17 protein-coding genes are annotated in these 17,216 nt (G+C 45.5%); 6 read left to right on the forward strand and 11 right to left on the reverse strand.

Features of this window, described 5'->3' with window-relative positions; translation table 11 throughout:
• Window positions 1-182: 182 nt before the first annotated feature.
• From minC to minE, 3 genes are read left to right on the forward strand one after another with little or no spacing between them, the layout of a single operon-like run.
• On the forward strand, window positions 183-845 hold the full coding sequence (minC, locus tag AC6I7V_RS09660; protein ID WP_498010784.1) for a septum site-determining protein MinC: 663 nt from the start codon (window positions 183-185) through the stop codon (window positions 843-845).
• Between the two features lie 21 nt (window positions 846-866).
• On the forward strand, window positions 867-1,679 hold the full coding sequence (gene minD, locus AC6I7V_RS09665) for a septum site-determining protein MinD (RefSeq protein WP_255230216.1): 813 nt from the start codon (window positions 867-869) through the stop codon (window positions 1,677-1,679).
• Window positions 1,680-1,685: 6 nt separating this feature from the next.
• Window positions 1,686-1,949, forward strand: coding sequence for a cell division topological specificity factor MinE (gene minE, locus AC6I7V_RS09670; protein ID WP_004737949.1), 264 nt, complete (start codon window positions 1,686-1,688; stop codon window positions 1,947-1,949).
• A gap of 81 nt (window positions 1,950-2,030) precedes the next feature.
• On the opposite strand, the gene rnd is transcribed toward minE, so the two are convergent.
• The 7 genes from rnd to yoaA form a co-directional block, all read right to left on the reverse strand.
• Window positions 2,031-3,149, reverse strand: a complete 1,119-nt coding sequence (gene rnd, locus AC6I7V_RS09675; protein ID WP_498010785.1) for a ribonuclease D — start codon at window positions 3,147-3,149, stop codon at window positions 2,031-2,033.
• 113 nt (window positions 3,150-3,262) lie between these two features.
• Window positions 3,263-4,957 carry a long-chain-fatty-acid--CoA ligase FadD gene (gene fadD / locus AC6I7V_RS09680; RefSeq protein ID WP_498010786.1) on the reverse strand — a complete coding sequence of 565 codons (1,695 nt, stop codon included), beginning with the start codon at window positions 4,955-4,957 and terminating at the stop codon, window positions 3,263-3,265.
• A gap of 106 nt (window positions 4,958-5,063) precedes the next feature.
• Entirely contained in the window at window positions 5,064-5,915 is an 852-nt protein-coding gene (locus AC6I7V_RS09685; RefSeq protein WP_498010787.1) for an alpha/beta fold hydrolase, read from the reverse strand.
• Window positions 5,916-5,978: 63 nt separating this feature from the next.
• A complete protein-coding gene (locus AC6I7V_RS09690; protein ID WP_498010788.1) occupies window positions 5,979-6,539 on the reverse strand; it encodes a Slp family lipoprotein in 561 nt (186 codons plus the stop codon).
• 37 nt (window positions 6,540-6,576) lie between these two features.
• Window positions 6,577-6,882 (reverse strand): chromosome partitioning protein ParA, encoded by a 306-nt coding sequence (locus AC6I7V_RS09695; RefSeq protein ID WP_255230205.1) that lies wholly within the window; start codon window positions 6,880-6,882, stop codon window positions 6,577-6,579.
• 181 nt (window positions 6,883-7,063) lie between these two features.
• On the reverse strand, window positions 7,064-7,765 hold the full coding sequence (tsaB, locus tag AC6I7V_RS09700) for a tRNA (adenosine(37)-N6)-threonylcarbamoyltransferase complex dimerization subunit type 1 TsaB (protein ID WP_498010789.1): 702 nt from the start codon (window positions 7,763-7,765) through the stop codon (window positions 7,064-7,066).
• A gap of 53 nt (window positions 7,766-7,818) precedes the next feature.
• The gene (gene yoaA, locus AC6I7V_RS09705) at window positions 7,819-9,738 is read right to left on the reverse strand and encodes a DNA repair helicase YoaA (protein WP_498010790.1); all 1,920 of its coding nucleotides are present in this window, start codon (window positions 9,736-9,738) and stop codon (window positions 7,819-7,821) included.
• A gap of 313 nt (window positions 9,739-10,051) precedes the next feature.
• Here yoaA and purU point away from each other — a divergent pair, with 313 nt between their 5' ends.
• Window positions 10,052-10,885, forward strand: a complete 834-nt coding sequence (gene purU / locus AC6I7V_RS09710) for a formyltetrahydrofolate deformylase (protein WP_255231808.1) — start codon at window positions 10,052-10,054, stop codon at window positions 10,883-10,885.
• 63 nt (window positions 10,886-10,948) lie between these two features.
• Here purU and AC6I7V_RS09715 read toward each other — a convergent pair whose 3' ends face one another.
• Window positions 10,949-11,539, reverse strand: coding sequence for a VOC family protein (locus tag AC6I7V_RS09715; RefSeq protein ID WP_498010791.1), 591 nt, complete (start codon window positions 11,537-11,539; stop codon window positions 10,949-10,951).
• 307 nt (window positions 11,540-11,846) lie between these two features.
• Between AC6I7V_RS09715 and argS the strand changes: the two genes are divergently transcribed.
• Together argS and AC6I7V_RS09725 are read left to right on the forward strand one after the other, a co-directional pair.
• Window positions 11,847-13,580: an arginine--tRNA ligase gene (argS, locus tag AC6I7V_RS09720; RefSeq protein WP_255230202.1), complete on the forward strand. Its 1,734-nt coding sequence runs from the start codon at window positions 11,847-11,849 to the stop codon at window positions 13,578-13,580.
• 190 nt (window positions 13,581-13,770) lie between these two features.
• Window positions 13,771-14,199, forward strand: a complete 429-nt coding sequence (locus tag AC6I7V_RS09725) for an HIT family protein (protein ID WP_255230201.1) — start codon at window positions 13,771-13,773, stop codon at window positions 14,197-14,199.
• A 60-nt stretch (window positions 14,200-14,259) separates the two neighbouring features.
• Here the strand turns inward: AC6I7V_RS09725 and AC6I7V_RS09730 are convergent, their stop codons facing one another.
• Genes AC6I7V_RS09730 through AC6I7V_RS09740 form a run of 3 tightly spaced genes read right to left on the reverse strand, consistent with a single transcriptional unit; the run spans window position 14,260 to window position 16,981 of the window.
• Window positions 14,260-14,490, reverse strand: a complete 231-nt coding sequence (locus AC6I7V_RS09730) for a FeoC-like transcriptional regulator (protein ID WP_255230200.1) — start codon at window positions 14,488-14,490, stop codon at window positions 14,260-14,262.
• On the reverse strand, window positions 14,487-16,760 hold the full coding sequence (feoB, locus tag AC6I7V_RS09735) for a Fe(2+) transporter permease subunit FeoB (RefSeq protein WP_498010792.1): 2,274 nt from the start codon (window positions 16,758-16,760) through the stop codon (window positions 14,487-14,489). The genes AC6I7V_RS09730 and feoB overlap by 4 nt, the downstream gene beginning before the upstream one ends.
• Entirely contained in the window at window positions 16,757-16,981 is a 225-nt protein-coding gene (locus AC6I7V_RS09740; RefSeq protein WP_255231806.1) for a FeoA family protein, read from the reverse strand. Before AC6I7V_RS09740 ends, feoB begins: the two co-directional genes overlap by 4 nt.
• Window positions 16,982-17,216: the final 235 nt, after the last annotated feature.

The following is a 17,216-nucleotide window of genomic DNA, read 5'->3' on the forward strand; positions in this document are numbered from 1 at the left end:
ACATGCGAGATCAATAGTTTATGTTGGTGAAATATTGGGAACAAAACGTCCATTTGACAACAAGATCACTTGCTGTGCTTGGTCTGGGAATATAACATGATAAACCTAGTTTCAGGCAATGCCCTTTATCGTAAAGATGAAAGAAATTGTAGCCAACCGTTATTGAGGTCCTGTAGTTTTCGATGTCTAGTAACCCAGATTTAAAAGGTAGCAGCTTTACGCTATCTGTTTTGCACTTATCCGATGATAACGTCGAAAATGCAGCGTCATTCCTTCAAGAAAAAGTCGACCAAGCACCAAACTTTTTTGCTGCAGCTCCTGTGGTCATTAACATCAGTCAAGTTGCTAGTGATATCGACTTCCTTCAACTTAAAAACGGCATCTCTCAAGCAGGTATGATCCCTGTCGGCGTGACGGGTTGTTCTGATAAGCGCATGCAAAACCTAGCAAAAGAAGCTGGCTTCGCTGTGATGACGACGAGCAAGTCCCCTTCACAGGCTCCAGCTAAGATGGCGCCCACAAAAGTGGTAAGAACTCCGATTCGTTCTGGACAACAGGTCTATGCTAAAGATGGTGACCTATTAATTTTGAGTCACGTCAGTGCTGGAGCGGAAGTGATTGCGGATGGCAGTATTCATATTCATGGCACATTACGCGGCCGCGCAATTGCAGGCGCAAGCGGTCAAACTGAAGCAAAGATTATCTGTAACGATTTACAAGCCGAGCTGGTTTCCATTGCAGGCAACTACTGGCTCAGCGATCAAATTGAAAGCGAGTACTGGCAGAAGAAGACCATGTTCAGCATGGACAACGACGTACTACGTGTTGACGTACTCGCACTATAAAGAAATAAAAGGAAAAAAATAATGGCACGCATTATCGTTGTAACGTCAGGTAAAGGCGGTGTAGGTAAAACGACCTCCAGTGCAGCTATTGCCTCAGGTTTAGCGTTGAAAGGAAAGAAAACAGCGGTTATCGACTTTGATATTGGTCTGCGTAACCTCGATCTTATCATGGGCTGTGAGCGTCGTGTCGTTTACGATTTCGTCAACGTTATCAATGGTGAAGCGACTCTGAATCAAGCGATGATCAAAGACAAGCGCACCGACAATCTATACATTCTTCCAGCCTCTCAAACTCGCGATAAAGATGCGCTCACTAAAGACGGTGTTCGTCGTGTATTTGATGAGCTAGATGACATGGGCTTCGACTTCATCATCTGTGACTCTCCAGCAGGTATTGAGCAAGGCGCTCTGATGGCACTTTACTTTGCAGATGAAGCGATTGTGACGACTAACCCAGAGGTTTCTTCGGTACGAGATTCAGACCGTATTCTAGGTATTTTGGATTCTAAGTCTCGCCGCTCTGAAGAAGGCTTAGAGCCAGTAAAAACTCACCTACTTCTTACTCGTTACAACCCAGCACGCGTTACCCAAGGTGAAATGCTGAGTGTGGAAGATGTGGAAGAGATCCTGCACATTTCTCTGCTGGGTGTTATTCCAGAAAGCCAAGCAGTACTTAACGCATCCAACAAAGGTGTACCTGTTATCTTTGATGAAGCGACCGACGCAGGCATGGCTTACAGCGATACTGTAGACCGTCTACTTGGCAGCCAAGTGGACTTCCGCTTCTTGACGGAAGAAAAGAAAGGCATCTTCAAACGACTATTCGGAGGCTAATCAACTATGTCATTACTGGAGTTTTTTCGACCACAGAAGAAAACCACAGCCAACCTAGCGAAAGAGCGTTTGCAGATCATTGTTGCAGAACGTCGTAGCCATGACGATCCTGCGCCTTCGTACCTTCCGCAGCTTAAAGAAGACATCTTAAAGTGCATTGCCAAATACGTTGAGGTTGATCCATCAATGGTTGACCTTACGTTCGAACACAAAGATGACGACATCTCTGTATTGGAACTGAACGTGAAACTGCCAGAAGACGATAAGTAATCATCGCTATCTGCAAAAAAGGTGGAATAAAAAAGAGAACCGAAGTTCTCTTTTTTTACGTCTGTGTGTTCAATAGTCGTGCTATTTAATAGCTTTGTTCAACTTCTCGCCAACCACATCTAAGCGCCAGCCTTGCATCACATCTGGCAATTTTTCTGGGTTGCGATCGTGCTTCCAAACCCAGCTTAAGACTTGATTAAGCTGTTTTTTAGACGCGATAAACTCAGTCGCCAAACCACTGTGTTGAGATGCTTTCTTCACTTCATCTTTGAGGACTTTAAACATCTGCTTGTAACCAGGGAAGTCCATCAAACGTTCGACAACCGCTGGATACTCTTCTTCTGGTGTGTGTTCTGCCAGCTTTACGATAGAGCTAATTTTCGCACCGTGGCGACGCACTGAGCGGAAATCAAAACCTTCCTCTTCCATGCGCTTTGGATTCTTAATAGCAAAACGTGCTACCGCCCAAAGATCTTGCTCTTTAAAAATGAAATTTAACGCTAGGTCGCGCTTAATCGCCTCTTTAAGTCGCCAAGTTGCCAAAGGTTTCAAAATAGCCAGTTGCTTAGGTTTTAACTGCCAAGCACCTTTAATTTCTAGGTAAGCGTTCTCTGGTTCAATTGAGCGAATACGCTTGCTGACTTGCAGCTCAGACTCTTGCTGCGCAGCGTCCCACCAGCCAGCTTGCATCACTTTTTCTAGCAGCTTGTTGTACATTGGCAACAAGTAGTAAACATCCGCTGCTGCATAATCAAGCTGCTTTTGAGATAGCGGGCGCGCTAACCAATCGGTGCGTGATTCGCTCTTATCAAGGTCAATGCCAACAAATTCGGACACCAGGGCTGCAAACCCCGTCGATAAACCGTGCCCCAAGAAAGCAGCCATGATTTGCGTATCCACCATTGGTGTTGGCGTACAACCAAACGCATTTTGGAACACTTCTAGATCTTCACCACAAGCATGTAACACCTTCATTACCGAAGCATCTTTCAGTAATGATACAAACGGAGTCATCTCATCCAAGGCGATTGGGTCAATCAAAGACAGAGTTTCACCATCAAATAATTGAATCAAACCTAACTGCGGGTAGTAAGTTCTGGTGCGGACAAACTCGGTGTCCAGCATCACAACATCGGCTTCACGGGCTTGCTGACATACACGTTCAAGGTCTTTCAATTGGGTAATGATTTGATAGTTCACAAAAACTCTCACTGATTTAATTATTCCGCCGGATACAAAAATGCCGACATTCACTGTCGGCATTCTATCACTAATTTACATTAACCGCTTAGATTAAGCGGTAAGACCATCACTTATGCACTTGCACGTTTAGCAAGCTCCGCATCGTTCTCTTCGCGCAGTACGCGGCGCAAGATCTTACCTACGTTGGTCTTTGGTAGATCATCGCGGAACTCAACCAGTTTTGGCACTTTGTAGCCTGTTAGGTGTTCACGACAGTGCGCAATCACATCTTCCTTAGTCAGGCTTGGATCACGCTTAACCACGTAAACCTTCACAAGCTCACCGGAAACTTCGTGTGGTTGACCAATTGCCGCGACTTCCAGCACCTTACCGTGCAGAGCAACGACGTCTTCAATTTCGTTAGGGTAAACGTTAAAGCCAGATACCAGAATCATATCTTTCTTACGATCAACGATGTGCAGTAAACCTTCATCATCAAACTTAACGATATCACCTGTCGACAACCAGCCATCATGATCGATCACTTCTTTGGTCGCTTCAGGACGCTGCCAGTAACCTTGCATCACTTGAGGACCACGTACTTGCAGCTCACCCACTTGATCATTCGCAACAACATTGCCTTCGTCATCAATAATACGAACCTCTGTCGATGGTACAGGCAGGCCAATAGCGCCGGTGTAATCTTTAAGATCGTAAGGGTTACCCGTTACCAGTGGAGAACATTCCGTTAGACCGTAACCTTCCAGTAGGTGAATACCTGTTACCTTTTTCCATTGCTCAGCCACAGCGCGTTGAACAGCCATGCCGCCCCCTACAGATAGACGTAAGTTGCTGAAGTCCAGTTCATGGAAATCTTCGTTATTCACAAGCGCATTAAACAGTGTGTTTACACCGGTAATCGCCGTGAATGGTACTTTCTGTAGCTCTTTGATGAAGCCCGGGATATCACGAGGGTTAGTAATTAGTAGGTTACGACCACCCATTTCAACGAACAGTAAACAGTTTACTGTCAGTGCAAACACGTGGTAAAGAGGCAGTGCCGTTACCACCAACTCACGCCCTTCATTCAATACAGGGCCGTATGCGCCTTTCGCCTGCAGAACATTCGCGATCATATTGCGATGCGTCAGGATTGCGCCTTTCGCGACACCCGTAGTACCACCGGTGTACTGCAAGAACGCGATGTCATCACCAGACATGAATGGTTTTACGTATTGTAGGCGGCGACCTTTATGCAGTGCCTTACGGAATGAGATTGCACCCGGAAGATCGTATTTAGGAACCATGCCTTTTACGTACTTCACTACGAAATCGACAACTGTACCCTTCGCGCGCGGTAGCATTTGACCAAGACTAGTCAGTACTACGTGCTTCACAGGAGTGTTATCGACCACTTTCTCGAGCGTACTCGCGAAGTTCGAAACGATAACAATCGCTTTTGCGCCCGAGTCGTTTAGCTGATGCTCAAGTTCACGTGGTGTGTACAGAGGGTTTACGTTAACGGCAATCATACCAGCACGCAGTACACCAAATAGTGCAATTGGGTATTGCAGTAGGTTTGGCATCATTAGAGCGACGCGATCGCCCTTTTGCAGTTTCAGATCGTTCTGTAAGTAAGCGGCGAAAGCACGGCTACGCTCTTCGAGCTTACGGAATGTCATGACCGAGCCCATGTTTTCGAATGCAGGTTGATCGGCGTACTTCTGTACAGACTGCTCAAACATCTCAACTAAAGATTGGTACTGATCTGGGTTGATCTGCTCTGGTACGTCACTTGGATAACGTGAAAGCCAAGGTTTATCCACGATGTTACTCCTCGTTTATCAGCTGACGACTGTTTCGCCGCTATTTATCATGGCGATATTACAGCACAGCTTTAGTGCATGAGCACTAAAAGGCTCAAACACTTGTTTAAATTTTGTTAACTACACCAAGAATTAGCTCTGAAACTGACTCTGGGTTCTCTAAATGACAGTGGTGTCCGCCTGAAATCATCTCGATAATTGGGGGATTTTGAGTGGATTTGTAGCGATTATGCTGTAAATCCTTAAATCCTTCATTTCCCAAAATTATCAGTTGAGGGCATTCTATCGCCTCGTTAATCGCATCAGCGTGTGCTTGAGACATTCGATAGAGAGAATCACACTTCAATTTTGGATCGCTACGCCACTGCCAAGCGCCCTCAATTTGGGCAATGCCTCGAACAACGACGGGAGCGATCAAATCTGGTGCAATTTGATTAGCATGAGCTCTCAGCTTAATGGCGTCCTCTAGACTGACTAATGGACGTGAAGGCTTTCTTCGCTGTCGTTGACGACTGAGTACCCCATCTCGCAACCGAGAGACCGCTGCTTGGGGAGCTTCAGAAAGAGGTCCGTGACCTTCAATTTGGATTAATCCAGACACCATTTCAGGAAAGGCGGCACTATAACAACTTGCGATCAATGCACCAAGCGAATGTCCTACTAGTACCAGTCTGTTTGGCGATAATTTACCCACCAACTGATGTAAATCATCGATATAGTCATGAAAAGGGTAATAACTGCCGGGTTTGTGCGAGGAGTGTCCGTGACCAAACAGATCGATCGCCACCATGTGATAGTGGTTCGACTGGGTATGCATTGCCTGCATCACAGAGGTAAAACTGGCCGAATTATCTAACCAGCCATGAACAAAAACGACCGTCAAAGCGGCCGTTTCTGGATTTCCAAGCTCTTGGTACACCATGGTGCCACTTGGGAGTGAATAGGATTTTTCAATCATCCGTTATGATCATTCCTTAATCTTGTCTATTCAAGCGAGAGACATAGTCGCTAACTCCAATGACTACTCTAAGTCTTGTACCACTCGACCTTGTCTAGGCATGGTGTGGAAACTACGGCAATGTAGGCTACGACACGAGTAGTACGTTGGAGCAAAGTCATTCACAATTACATGCTCGGTGATTTGCCATAGGCGCTGGTTATCAACATTCATCACTGGGAATGTATACGGGAACTCGCCAATTTTACCATTTTCCGAACCTGCCGATTGACCCACAAATGTCACCAAGCGACCTTCTGCAAAGCTTAGAGGCTCAATATAACCATCAACATAAGCGACAAAGCGACCACTTGGTTCAGCATCAAGATCTGGCTTACCACTGCTGGAAATAGGCATATTTACCACTTCAACGCGTGATCTATCTTTTAGATTAGTGACTTTAGCTATCACACCGCCTAGACGGACATCCTTAGCATCAGGCAGTTGATTTACCCACTCTTGGTAGTCAGTAATCACGGTTTCAGATGAGGTTTCAAGTTCTGTAGGTAGAGATGAACACCCGACCAACAACACAGAGAATAAGCCAAGGGCAAAGAGGCGCAACTTTGCAGGGGAAATCGACATGGTTCTAACCCTTAAAGTAGAAGATAAATTGATGTCTTTATATATAAATATCGACACCGATGAGTCTTGTAAGTTCCTCTTTTTTCGCCTGATTCATAACATCCATATACTCTTCCATCGCTTTTCGTCCTCGCCCTTCAGGAAGGTCGTACTGAACTTGAGCTCGATGAATATCTGATTCTTGAACATGACGAATAGAGTGCGAGACAGCATTGGCTACCTTAGTGGGTTGTGCCACTGAGGTCTTTGCATCGGTTTTCTTTACCTGATTCTTCTTATTGGTGCGATTGGCTTTAGATGTATTGCCTATCGAAGAAGGAGGTAAACCATTAATTGATACCATTCACTCAATCTCTGCCTCGGTATGACTCTAAATATGCGCTATCTAGAGTCATGGCTTATCAGAACCGTGTAAAAGTTATGACGTTTTTGTTTGTTCGTGACTCTGTCGCTTATTTGCGACCAAGAAACTGTTCGCACCCAAGAAGTTACTTTCAACCCAGAAGCTATTTTCAGCCTAGAAGCTATTCACGACCAGGAAGTTTTTTCCACGCCACCTTGTCACGTAGATAAACAGGCTCAGACTCTTCAACTGGAACCGCTTTACCCGCCGCAAATGCAAACTGTGCGATAAACGCCATGTCTTGCGCCTCAGGGTAAAGAACATCACTTGGCTTTGTAGTTAATGATAGCGTATCCATGTACTCTGCGTACGCAGCCCAACCTGTACCAACCTTTGCCCAAGTATTTTGATCTGCTTCAATTTGGTTCACAAGCTCTTGCGGCGGGATAACGCACTCTTCATCAACCAGAGACCAACGGCCGTCTTGTTCACGACTGTAACGAGCCCAGTAAACTTCACTCATACGTGCGTCAATGGCACTTGCAACATGGGTCTCACCAAACTGACGGTAGCTTGATTGCGCCATAGCTTCCAGTGTCGATACACCAATCATTGGCAGGTCAGCACCAAACGCTAAACCTTGTGCGATACCAATACCAATACGCACGCCAGTAAAGCTACCAGGGCCTTGACCAAATGCAATCGCATCAAGCTCAGCTAAAGTCAATCCCGCTTCTTTCAGTACTTCATCAACCATAGGCAGTACTTTCTTGGTATGGTCACGTGGTGCTACTTCACTGCGGGCGAACACTTGTTCCCCCACCATCAATGCTACTGAACAGTTTTCCGTTGCTGTGTCTACTGCAAGAATTTTTGCGCTCATTTGTGTCTCAAATATTCGTTATCTAAATCTAAAAACAGTGGCCAAAGCGTCACTTATGATTCGTCGGCTTTGGCTAGAAATTCTTTAATTACCCCTAAATCTCGGGTACGTGGAATAGGAGGTAAACTCCCCAGGAAAATGCCGCCATAATCCCGAGTCACTAAACGATTATCGCAAATGATCAGTGCGCCACTGTCGCTCTTATCACGGATCAATCGCCCGACACCTTGCTTAAGGGTGATCACCGCATCAGGCAGTTGAACCTGAGCAAATGGATCGCCACCTTTAAGCTTACAATCTTCAATCCGCGCTTTGAGCAAGGGATCATCCGGTGCCGTAAAGGGTAATTTGTCGATGATAACACAGCTTAACGCATCGCCCCTAACATCTATCCCCTCCCAAAATGCGCCAGTCGCCACCAGCAACGCGTTACCTAACTCCATAAACTCAGCCAAGGTTTTTTGCTTACTGGTTTCCCCTTGTAGCAATACTGGGACGCTCAACGTTTCTCTAAAGCGTTCGCCAAGTTCGCGCATCATGCTGTGTGACGTACACAGAAAAAAGCAGCGCCCTTGGTTCTGCTCAATCACAGGTAAAAGCATGCGCACCAGTTTATCCGCGAGCCCCGGACTGTTTGGTTCCGGCAAATAGCGAGGCACACATAAACGCGCCTGTTTCGAGTAATCAAACGGGCTTGGTAGCGAGAACTGCTGGCTCGGTTTTAAGCCAAGACGAGAGGTAAAATGGTCAAAGTCATCCGATACCGCGAGCGTGGCCGATGTAAAGATCCATGCTCCCGGTTTGAGCTCGATCTGTTCATGGAACTTATCCGCCACAGACAGCGGCGTAATATGCAGAGCAAAATGACGTGGCGTGGTGTCATACCAATACGAATAACCAGTAATTGAGACATCGCAAACGCGCTCAATGCGAGCCTTAATCATAGTGGCACGCTCAAACGCGGTGTCCAATAATTGGCTTCGCCCAAGAGCAAGCTTCAAAACATCAACCGCCAACTCAAGCGCATCTTGCATACGCACCAATTCACGGGCAATCGACTCAGATTTCAGTGCTTCACGCCAGTTGCCCCGAAAACCGGTATCACCCAGTACAATTCTGAGATCTGCGGCAGACTGAACCAGCCTATCACCCACTTTTTGTAGCTGGCGCATATCCTTGGCTTCGGTGCGATAGCCAATCTCAATGTCTTTCGCGAGTTCATGTATCTGGCGGCTCGACACCGATTGCCCAAAATACTCACTCGCAATATCTGGCAGTTGATGGGCTTCATCAAAGATAAACACATCTGCATCGGGGATCAGCTCACCAAAGCCGGTTTCTCTGATCGCCAAATCCGCCAAGAATAGATGGTGGTTCACCACAACCACATCCGAATCCATCGCTTTCTTTCGAGCCTTAAGAACAAAGCAATCTGTATAGCTTGGACACTCTTTACCTAAACAATTGTCATTCGTGGAGGTAATTGTCGGGATAATTGGGCTATCTTCCGCGATATCGTCACAGTCACCAAGGTCGCCCGTTTGCGTCGATGACGACCAGCTGCGCACCTTGACTAACTGTGCAAGCAGTGTTGGGTCTGTGTGTGTACCATGGCTCTCAACCATCTGACGACTGAGTCTATCCAAGCACAAATAGTTAGAACGCCCTTTTAGCAGTGCCACTTGTCCATAAAAGCCGAGCGCGTCGGTCATTAGCGGAAGGTCGCGGTGGAAAAGCTGCTCTTGAAGGTTTTTGGAACCCGTACTTATTATGGTCTTCTTACCACTCAACAAAGCGGGAACTAAGTAAGCAAAAGTTTTACCTGTACCAGTCCCAGCTTCAACCACCAACTGACTTGAATCTTTGATTGCATTAGAAACCGCTTCGGCCATATCAAGCTGAGCTTGTCGCGGCTGAAAACCGGGAATTGCTTTACCTAGCGCGCCATCAGCAGAAAACGTTTTGGATATCATAATTTACGAACTTGGAGAAAACCGTGTACGGGTTGAGGAATCTGACCGTGAAGTATGGCAGGTTTGAGGAGACAGTGGAATGCCGAGTGCATCTGTATGATAGAAAGATTAAGCACATGAATAAGTGGTAAAACAGACACCTCTAGTCGATTCCTATTAGGATATCCATGAAAGCAAACCATCTTCCAACTATTTTGTTGAAAGTCGTCAGATAATAGATTAATTATAACGGTCATATTACAGCAAAGTTAACCGTTCGACTGACTGTATAAATTTTTAAAGAATAAAAATATTTCATGGAAGTAAGATGAAAATGGAAAAGAAAACACTGCTAACGCATTGTACCGATGCGCCGGGACTAATCTCTAAAATCACCAACATTTGTTACAAGCATCAACTCAACATCATCCACAACAACGAGTTCGTAGATAACACTAGCGGCCACTTCTTTATGCGCACTGAGCTTGAAGGGTATTTCAATGACGAGACCTTTCTTGCCGATTTAGATCAAGCGCTACCAGACAATGCTAAGCGCAAGCTAGTGGGCTCCTCACGCAAACGTATTGTAGTGCTAGTGACCAAAGAAGCGCACTGTCTAGGTGACATTCTGATGAAGAATTTCGATGGTAGCCTTGACGTTGAAATTGCCGCTGTTGTTGGCAACTACGATATTCTACAGAGCCTGACTGAGCGCTTCGACATCCCTTATCACCACGTTTCTCATGAAGGGCTCAACCGTGAAGAACACGAGCAAAAAATGCTAGACGTGATCGACAGCTACAATGCCGACTACCTAGTTCTAGCAAAATATATGCGCGTATTAACTCCGGGCTTCGTCGAGAAATACAACCACAAGATCATCAACATCCACCACAGCTTCCTACCTGCGTTTATTGGTGCTAAGCCATATCAGCAAGCGTATGAGCGCGGTGTGAAGATCATTGGTGCTACGGCTCACTTTGTAACCAATGACTTGGATGAAGGTCCAATCATCAAGCAAGACGTGATCCCTGTTGATCACAACTTCAGTGCCAAAGACATGGCTCAGGCTGGTCGTGACGTAGAGAAGAACGTATTGAGTAAGGCGCTAAACAAGGTGATCAACGATCATGTATTTGTTTACGGCAATAAGACTGTGATTCTATAGCGAGTAGTTTTAAAGGGTTGGTAATTATCGTCAACCCTTTTTTCATTGTAATGAAGGGCGTTATTAACCCTGCTCTGATTCCACAATCTTCTTCAATGAGTGTGGGTGCAGCTTGATGCAAATCCCTTGATGCTTAAACGCAACCGTTGGGTTATTCAAACGCTCGCCTTCACCTTTCGGACTAGAAAGTTTGACCTTAACGCCTTGCTCTGCCAACGTTGCAAAGTTAGCAGCGAACTGCGGGTACGTGTCTTTAAGGTCCGCTAAGTACTCATCAGCCGTTTGTGCATGAGATGGAATAACAAACTCAACATGTTCCCAATCTTGGCTTGGGTAAATCTTACCTTTTGCCGGATATGGTAATTCTAGACACTCAATCGACCAACCTCGGCTCTTTAATGGTTCGTCAAAAGCAATCACAACAATTGGGCGACCATTGATTATCGCCTGAGAAATGGTTTCACCATAACCCGCCCACGCCTCATGCGCTGCTTTTGCTAAAGCGGTCTCGTTAACCCTCATTGCAATATGGTCTGCTTGAGCAAAGCTTAGATCTAACCCGAGCTTACTACCAAACTCTTCGATTCTGCCCATAAAATCATCTAGGCGTTCAATCATCTGTCGCGGTTCTAATTGTGCTTGCGTGAGCGTCATAATCTATTTTCTCCAAATCTGATGCGCGCATGGTAGCAGCTCTATTTTTTGCAACAAGCCTTCTATTGAGCGTTGTTTTGAAATCTCTACGGTAATTGCGTTTATTGGGTTAAAGGAAATGTAAATTTTCTATCAATCCGCCCTATAAGAAGGCCAACAAAATTGGTATCATTACCGCCATTTTTGTGAACTCAAACAGAGTCTGTTGTTCATTTCGTCACTAAAGCGTTAAGTAAATTGCACCTTAACCTTAGCTGACTCCGAAGTAACGACCACTCTTATCATCCTTGAATTGAAGGAAACGCGTGTGAATATCCAAGCACTGATTAATGACAAAGTATCTCAGGCTCTAGAAGCCGCTGGCGCACCTGCAGGCTCTCCTGCGGCTGTTCGCCAATCTGCAAAACCACAATTTGGTGACTACCAAGCAAACGGCGTAATGGGCGTTGCAAAGCGACTAGGCACTAACCCACGAGAATTTGCTCAGAAAGTATTGGACGTTCTAAACCTAGACGGTATCGCTTCTAAAGTTGAAATCGCAGGTCCTGGTTTCCTAAACATCTTCCTAGATGAAGCTTTCCTTGCACAACAAGCAGACGCAGCATTGGCTGATTCTCGTCTCGGCGTTGCAGCGGCTGAAGCTCAAACTATCGTTGCTGACTACTCGGCACCAAACGTAGCTAAAGAGATGCACGTTGGTCACCTACGTTCTACCATCATCGGTGATGCCGTTGTTCGTACTCTAGAATTCCTAGGCCACAACGTTATCCGCGCAAACCACATCGGTGACTGGGGTACTCAGTTCGGTATGCTTATCGCAAACCTTGAGCGTGTGCAGCAAGAGTCTGGTGAAGTTTCTATGGAGCTTTCTGACCTTGAAGCCTTCTACCGTGAGTCTAAGAAGCTATACGACGAAGACGAAGAGTTTGCAGTTAAAGCACGTAACTATGTAGTGAAACTACAAAGCGGCGACGAGTTCTGCGCAGAGATGTGGAAGAAACTGGTTGATATCACAATGATTCAAAACCAGCGTAACTACGACCGTCTAAACGTATCTCTAACTCGTGATGACGTGATGGGCGAAAGTAAGTACAACGACATGCTTCCTGCAATCGTTGAAGACTTGAAAGCTCAAGGTCTTGCTCAAGAAGATGACGGCGCACAAGTTGTTTTCCTAGATGAGTACAAGAACAAAGATGGCGACCCAATGGGCGTTATCATCCAGAAGCGTGACGGCGGTTTCCTATACACAACAACCGATATCGCATGTGCTAAGTACCGTTACGAAGAGCTAGGCGCAGATCGCGTTCTTTACTTCATCGACTCTCGTCAACACCAGCACCTAATGCAAGCTTGGACAATCGTTCGTAAAGCGGGCTACATCCCTGAGTCTGTATCTCTTGAGCACCACGCATTCGGCATGATGCTAGGTAAAGATGGTAAGCCGTTCAAGACTCGTGCAGGTGGTACGGTTCGTCTTGCTGATCTTCTTGATGAAGCAGAAGTTCGCGCAGCACAACTGATCGAATCTAAGAACCCAGAGCTAGCAGAAGAAGAGAAGAAAACTATCGCAAACACAGTTGCTATGGCAGCGGTTAAGTACGCGGACCTTTCTAAGCACCGTACTACTGACTACGTGTTCGATTGGGACAACATGCTTGCGTTTGAAGGTAACACTGCACCATACATGCAGTACGCTTACACTCGTGTTGCTTCTGTATTCGCTAAAGCAGGCGTTTCTATGGACTCGCTTGAAGGTGAAATCAAGATCACTGAAGAGAAAGAGAAAGCACTTATCGCGAAGCTTCTACAATTTGAAGAAGCAGTTCAGTCTGTTGCTCGTGAAGGTCAGCCACACATCATGTGTACTTACCTATTCGAACTAGCGGGTCAATTCTCTAGCTTCTACGAAGCGTGCCCTATCCTAGTTGCTGAAGACGAAGCGGTTAAGCAAAGCCGTCTGAAACTTGCAGCATTGACAGCGAAGACAATTAAGCAAGGTCTGTCTCTACTGGGTATCGATACTCTAGAGCGTATGTAAGCGAATCGAGATTCGAGATTCGAGATTCGAGATTCGAGATTCGAGATAATTAGAAAGGTTGGCGTGAAAGCGTCAACCTTTTGTTTTTTTTGGACGACCGTGATAGGGAATCTGCTTATTGAGATCGTAAGCGCTAGCCACATTCTCATTCCAACTTTATACTCAACTAAAACAATTAATTGGAAAGATCATGAGCTTCGAACTTCATCCTCAATTAGCAAAAGACACCACTGTTATTGGTGAGTTTCCACTAAGCCTTGCCCTGCTGCATAAAGACAATGCCGTGCCTTGGGTTATCCTTGTACCAAAACGTGCCAACCTAAAAGAACTTCATCACCTGCCGATGAAAGAGCAACAACAATTCTTGCATGAGTCACAAGCGGTAAGCCAAGCTCTAGAAGCGACTTTTCAGCCAGACAAACTTAACTTAGGTGCACTAGGTAATATGGTGCCGCAGCTACACATCCATCATATTGCTCGTTTTAAGGACGACATCGCTTGGCCGGGCCCAGTATGGGGCAATACCAAGGGTGAACAGCGCAGTGAAGAAGAACAAGCTGCACTGCTGACACGTATCCAGAACGTTCTATCTTTGAGCTCTATATTTCAAAAGCTATAAAAACAAAAACCGCAGTCATTTCATTCTATGACTGCGGTTTTTTCATTTTCATCTTAAGAACTACATCATCACGTTGAGTGATAAGCCGTTTTGTTGATTAATGGTGTACCGAATGCGGGTGGTGTGGCCATGTTGATTGGTATCCACCAGTCGACTCACTTTCCCTTTTTTTATCCAGACATGGAGCATCGCATCAACGCCATCTTCACTCATGCCAAACTTAGCCGCAAGTTCCTTACGAGCCGCACTACCTTGCTCGGTAATGTATTGATGTAACTCTCTTAAAATCATGCAAATTGAGCCTCTAGTGCGCGCTGTTTTTTACCCAGCTTTTTAAAGCCGATGTAAGTGACAACAAAGCCAACCACAATCACTACCATCCAAACTGCACTTGAGATTGGGTGAGCAGCGAAATTAGCTACTTGGTAATAGAAAGCCGCACCAAAGTAGCCTAGCGCCATTGTCCAAACCGCAATAAAGCGGGCAAACATTTGACCAAACTCTCTTACGTATGCGCCCATCGCAGCCACACAAGGAGTGTATAGTAAGATAAGAATTAGGTACGCAAATGCTGCGTGGCTAGAGGCAAACTTCTCTTTCAAGTTGCCGAAGATAGATGTATTAACTTCTTGCTCTTCGGCTACAGCGCTTGAATCTGAAAGATCACCGACTTCGATACCTAGAGGATCTGAATAGCTTAGACCTGCTAGGTTATCTGGAATTGTCATTACCGCCTCATACAGGCTGCCCGCTAAATCAAACTCCGCAGCTTCTTCATCTGAAGGAGTTGTGTACAAACTGTTCAATGTACCCACTACTGCCTCTTTAGCGAAGATACCTGTAATGATACCTACCGTCGCTGGCCAGTTCTCTTCTTGAATACCGATTGGCGCAAACACAGGCGTGACCACTTGAGCTGCTTTCGACAATACAGAGTTTTCGCTGTCTTCGTTACCGAATGAGCCATCAGTACCCAGAGAGTTAAGGAAGCTTAGTACTGCAACGACCATAACAATAGTTTTACCTGCCCCCAGAACAAAGCGCTTCAGCTTTTGCCAGGTTTTCAGCATTACGTTTTGCATGGTTGGCAATTCGTAGTCTGGCATCTCCATAACTAGACTGTCGCTGCTGCCTGGGTAAAGCGTATTCTTCAGGAATAAGCCAGTAAAGATAGACGCTGCAATACCCAATAAGTAGAGAGCAAATACGATGTTCTGTCCCGCACCTGGGAAAAACGCTGCTGCAAATAGAGCGTACACCGGTAAACGTGCGCCACATGACATAAATGGAGCCATTGCAGCGGCAAGTTTACGCTCACGTTCTTGGTCAAGAGTACGTGTCGCCATAATTGAGGGAACGTTACAACCGAAGCCCAACACTAGTGGTACAAAAGCTTTCCCTGGCAGACCAATTTTCTGCATCACTTTATCAAGAACAAACGCAGCACGAGCCATGTAACCTGAACTCTCGAGAACAGCAAGGAACAAGTACAAGCAAGCAATCACAGGAATAAAAGTGGCGACCGTTTGAATACCACCACCGATACCATCCGCTAATATAGTAACGAGCCAAACGGGTAAATGATCATCCAATAAATAGTGACCACCATCGACCAACAGTGCGCCAACGCCGATGTCAAAGAAGTCGATGAATGCACTACCGATGTTAATGGAGAACATGAACATCAGATACATCACTACGAAGAAGAACGGAATGCCTACCCACTTATTCAGAATCAGTTGGTCAGCTTTTTCTGTGAAATTTCGGCTCAACTTACCTTCGCTACGGCGCACGCGCTTACAAAGCTCATGCAGCATAGTGTATTTTGCATCTGCCACCGCTAAGTCGATATCGAGATGGGTACCGGTTCTTATAGCATCAATCTGCTGACGGTCATTTGGCGCTAAGCTATTCAAAACTAGGTAATCATTTTCAAGGGCACGAATAGCAAGCGCACGATGCGATACATCTGTATCATCAAATTTTGTTTCGACTTGTGGTATTAACGCTTCAAACGCTTCTTCATAGTCAATCGTGATAGGCTCTAGGCTGACACCTTGAACCAACAATCTATGCAACTTCTCTTTGAAGCGAGCAACTTGTGATTTGTCGTTTGCTGATAGGCTTAAAACAGGGCAACCTAATGCTTTTTCTAGAGTTTTCTGATCGAGAACCTGACGCTCACGCTTAAGCACATCCATCTTGTTGAGTACAACAATCATTGGACGTCCCATCTCACGCAATTGAAGTGTCATGTATAAGCTGCGCTCTAAGCTACTCGCATCGACAACATTGATGATCACATCAGCAGGATGAGTAAGTACAGCACGAGAAGCGATAGATTCATCAATACTGTTACTGTCATTACCACTATCTAAAGCGTAGATACCCGGAAGATCAGTCAGTTTAAACTGATCGCCTGCATGACTGTATGTACCTGTCTTTTTCTCTACAGTCACACCAGCCCAGTTACCCACATGCTGCTTAGCACCGGTTAAAGCATTAAACAGTGTTGTTTTACCACTGTTCGGGTTACCAACCGTCAATACTTGATAATTCATTGGCTCACCTCGATCTGCTGGGCAATGTTTTGACGAATAGCAATAGATACACCTCTAACTTCAACCTGCAATGGGTCCCCCATTGGTGCACGACGAACCAGAGTGACTTGGGTTTTCGGAAGAACCCCCATGACCATAAGTTTTTTTCTGACATCGGGAGATAATCCTGTGAGCGCTACAACAGTAGCCGCTTTACCTTGCTCAAGCTGTGACAGTTTCATAAGCATCCAGTAGAGATATTGATAATGAGAAATATTGTTATTAACGTGATAATACACATCAATAACCATAATAATAATGTGTGAAATCAAAGTTTTCGAAAATAGACACTCGTAAATTTCGTCAAAACACGCTACGTCAATTCCGTTATTTTCAACACTCACGGAAAACTACCGTAAGAGTATGAAATCAACCAAACACAAATAAATAACTAAAAATCAATAACTTAAGAATATG

This window comes from Vibrio sp. KUL70 (genome assembly GCF_059725515.1).

Excerpts from the sequence above, each read along its gene's own strand:
- minE (WP_004737949.1), top strand. The coding sequence starts at position 1,686 with ATGTCATTACTGGAGTTTTTTCGACCACAGAAGAAAACCACAGCCAAC.
- AC6I7V_RS09690 (WP_498010788.1), bottom strand. The coding sequence starts at position 6,539 with ATGTCGATTTCCCCTGCAAAGTTGCGCCTCTTTGCCCTTGGCTTATTC.
- minD (WP_255230216.1), top strand. The coding sequence starts at position 867 with ATGGCACGCATTATCGTTGTAACGTCAGGTAAAGGCGGTGTAGGTAAA.
- feoB (WP_498010792.1), bottom strand. The coding sequence starts at position 16,760 with ATGAATTATCAAGTATTGACGGTTGGTAACCCGAACAGTGGTAAAACA.
- purU (WP_255231808.1), top strand. The coding sequence starts at position 10,052 with ATGGAAAAGAAAACACTGCTAACGCATTGTACCGATGCGCCGGGACTA.
- yoaA (WP_498010790.1), bottom strand. The coding sequence starts at position 9,738 with ATGATATCCAAAACGTTTTCTGCTGATGGCGCGCTAGGTAAAGCAATT.
- AC6I7V_RS09715 (WP_498010791.1), bottom strand. The coding sequence starts at position 11,539 with ATGACGCTCACGCAAGCACAATTAGAACCGCGACAGATGATTGAACGC.
- AC6I7V_RS09725 (WP_255230201.1), top strand. The coding sequence starts at position 13,771 with ATGAGCTTCGAACTTCATCCTCAATTAGCAAAAGACACCACTGTTATT.
- AC6I7V_RS09740 (WP_255231806.1), bottom strand. The coding sequence starts at position 16,981 with ATGAAACTGTCACAGCTTGAGCAAGGTAAAGCGGCTACTGTTGTAGCG.
- AC6I7V_RS09730 (WP_255230200.1), bottom strand. The coding sequence starts at position 14,490 with ATGATTTTAAGAGAGTTACATCAATACATTACCGAGCAAGGTAGTGCG.
- AC6I7V_RS09695 (WP_255230205.1), bottom strand. The coding sequence starts at position 6,882 with ATGGTATCAATTAATGGTTTACCTCCTTCTTCGATAGGCAATACATCT.
- minC (WP_498010784.1), top strand. The coding sequence starts at position 183 with ATGTCTAGTAACCCAGATTTAAAAGGTAGCAGCTTTACGCTATCTGTT.
- tsaB (WP_498010789.1), bottom strand. The coding sequence starts at position 7,765 with ATGAGCGCAAAAATTCTTGCAGTAGACACAGCAACGGAAAACTGTTCA.
- AC6I7V_RS09685 (WP_498010787.1), bottom strand. The coding sequence starts at position 5,915 with ATGATTGAAAAATCCTATTCACTCCCAAGTGGCACCATGGTGTACCAA.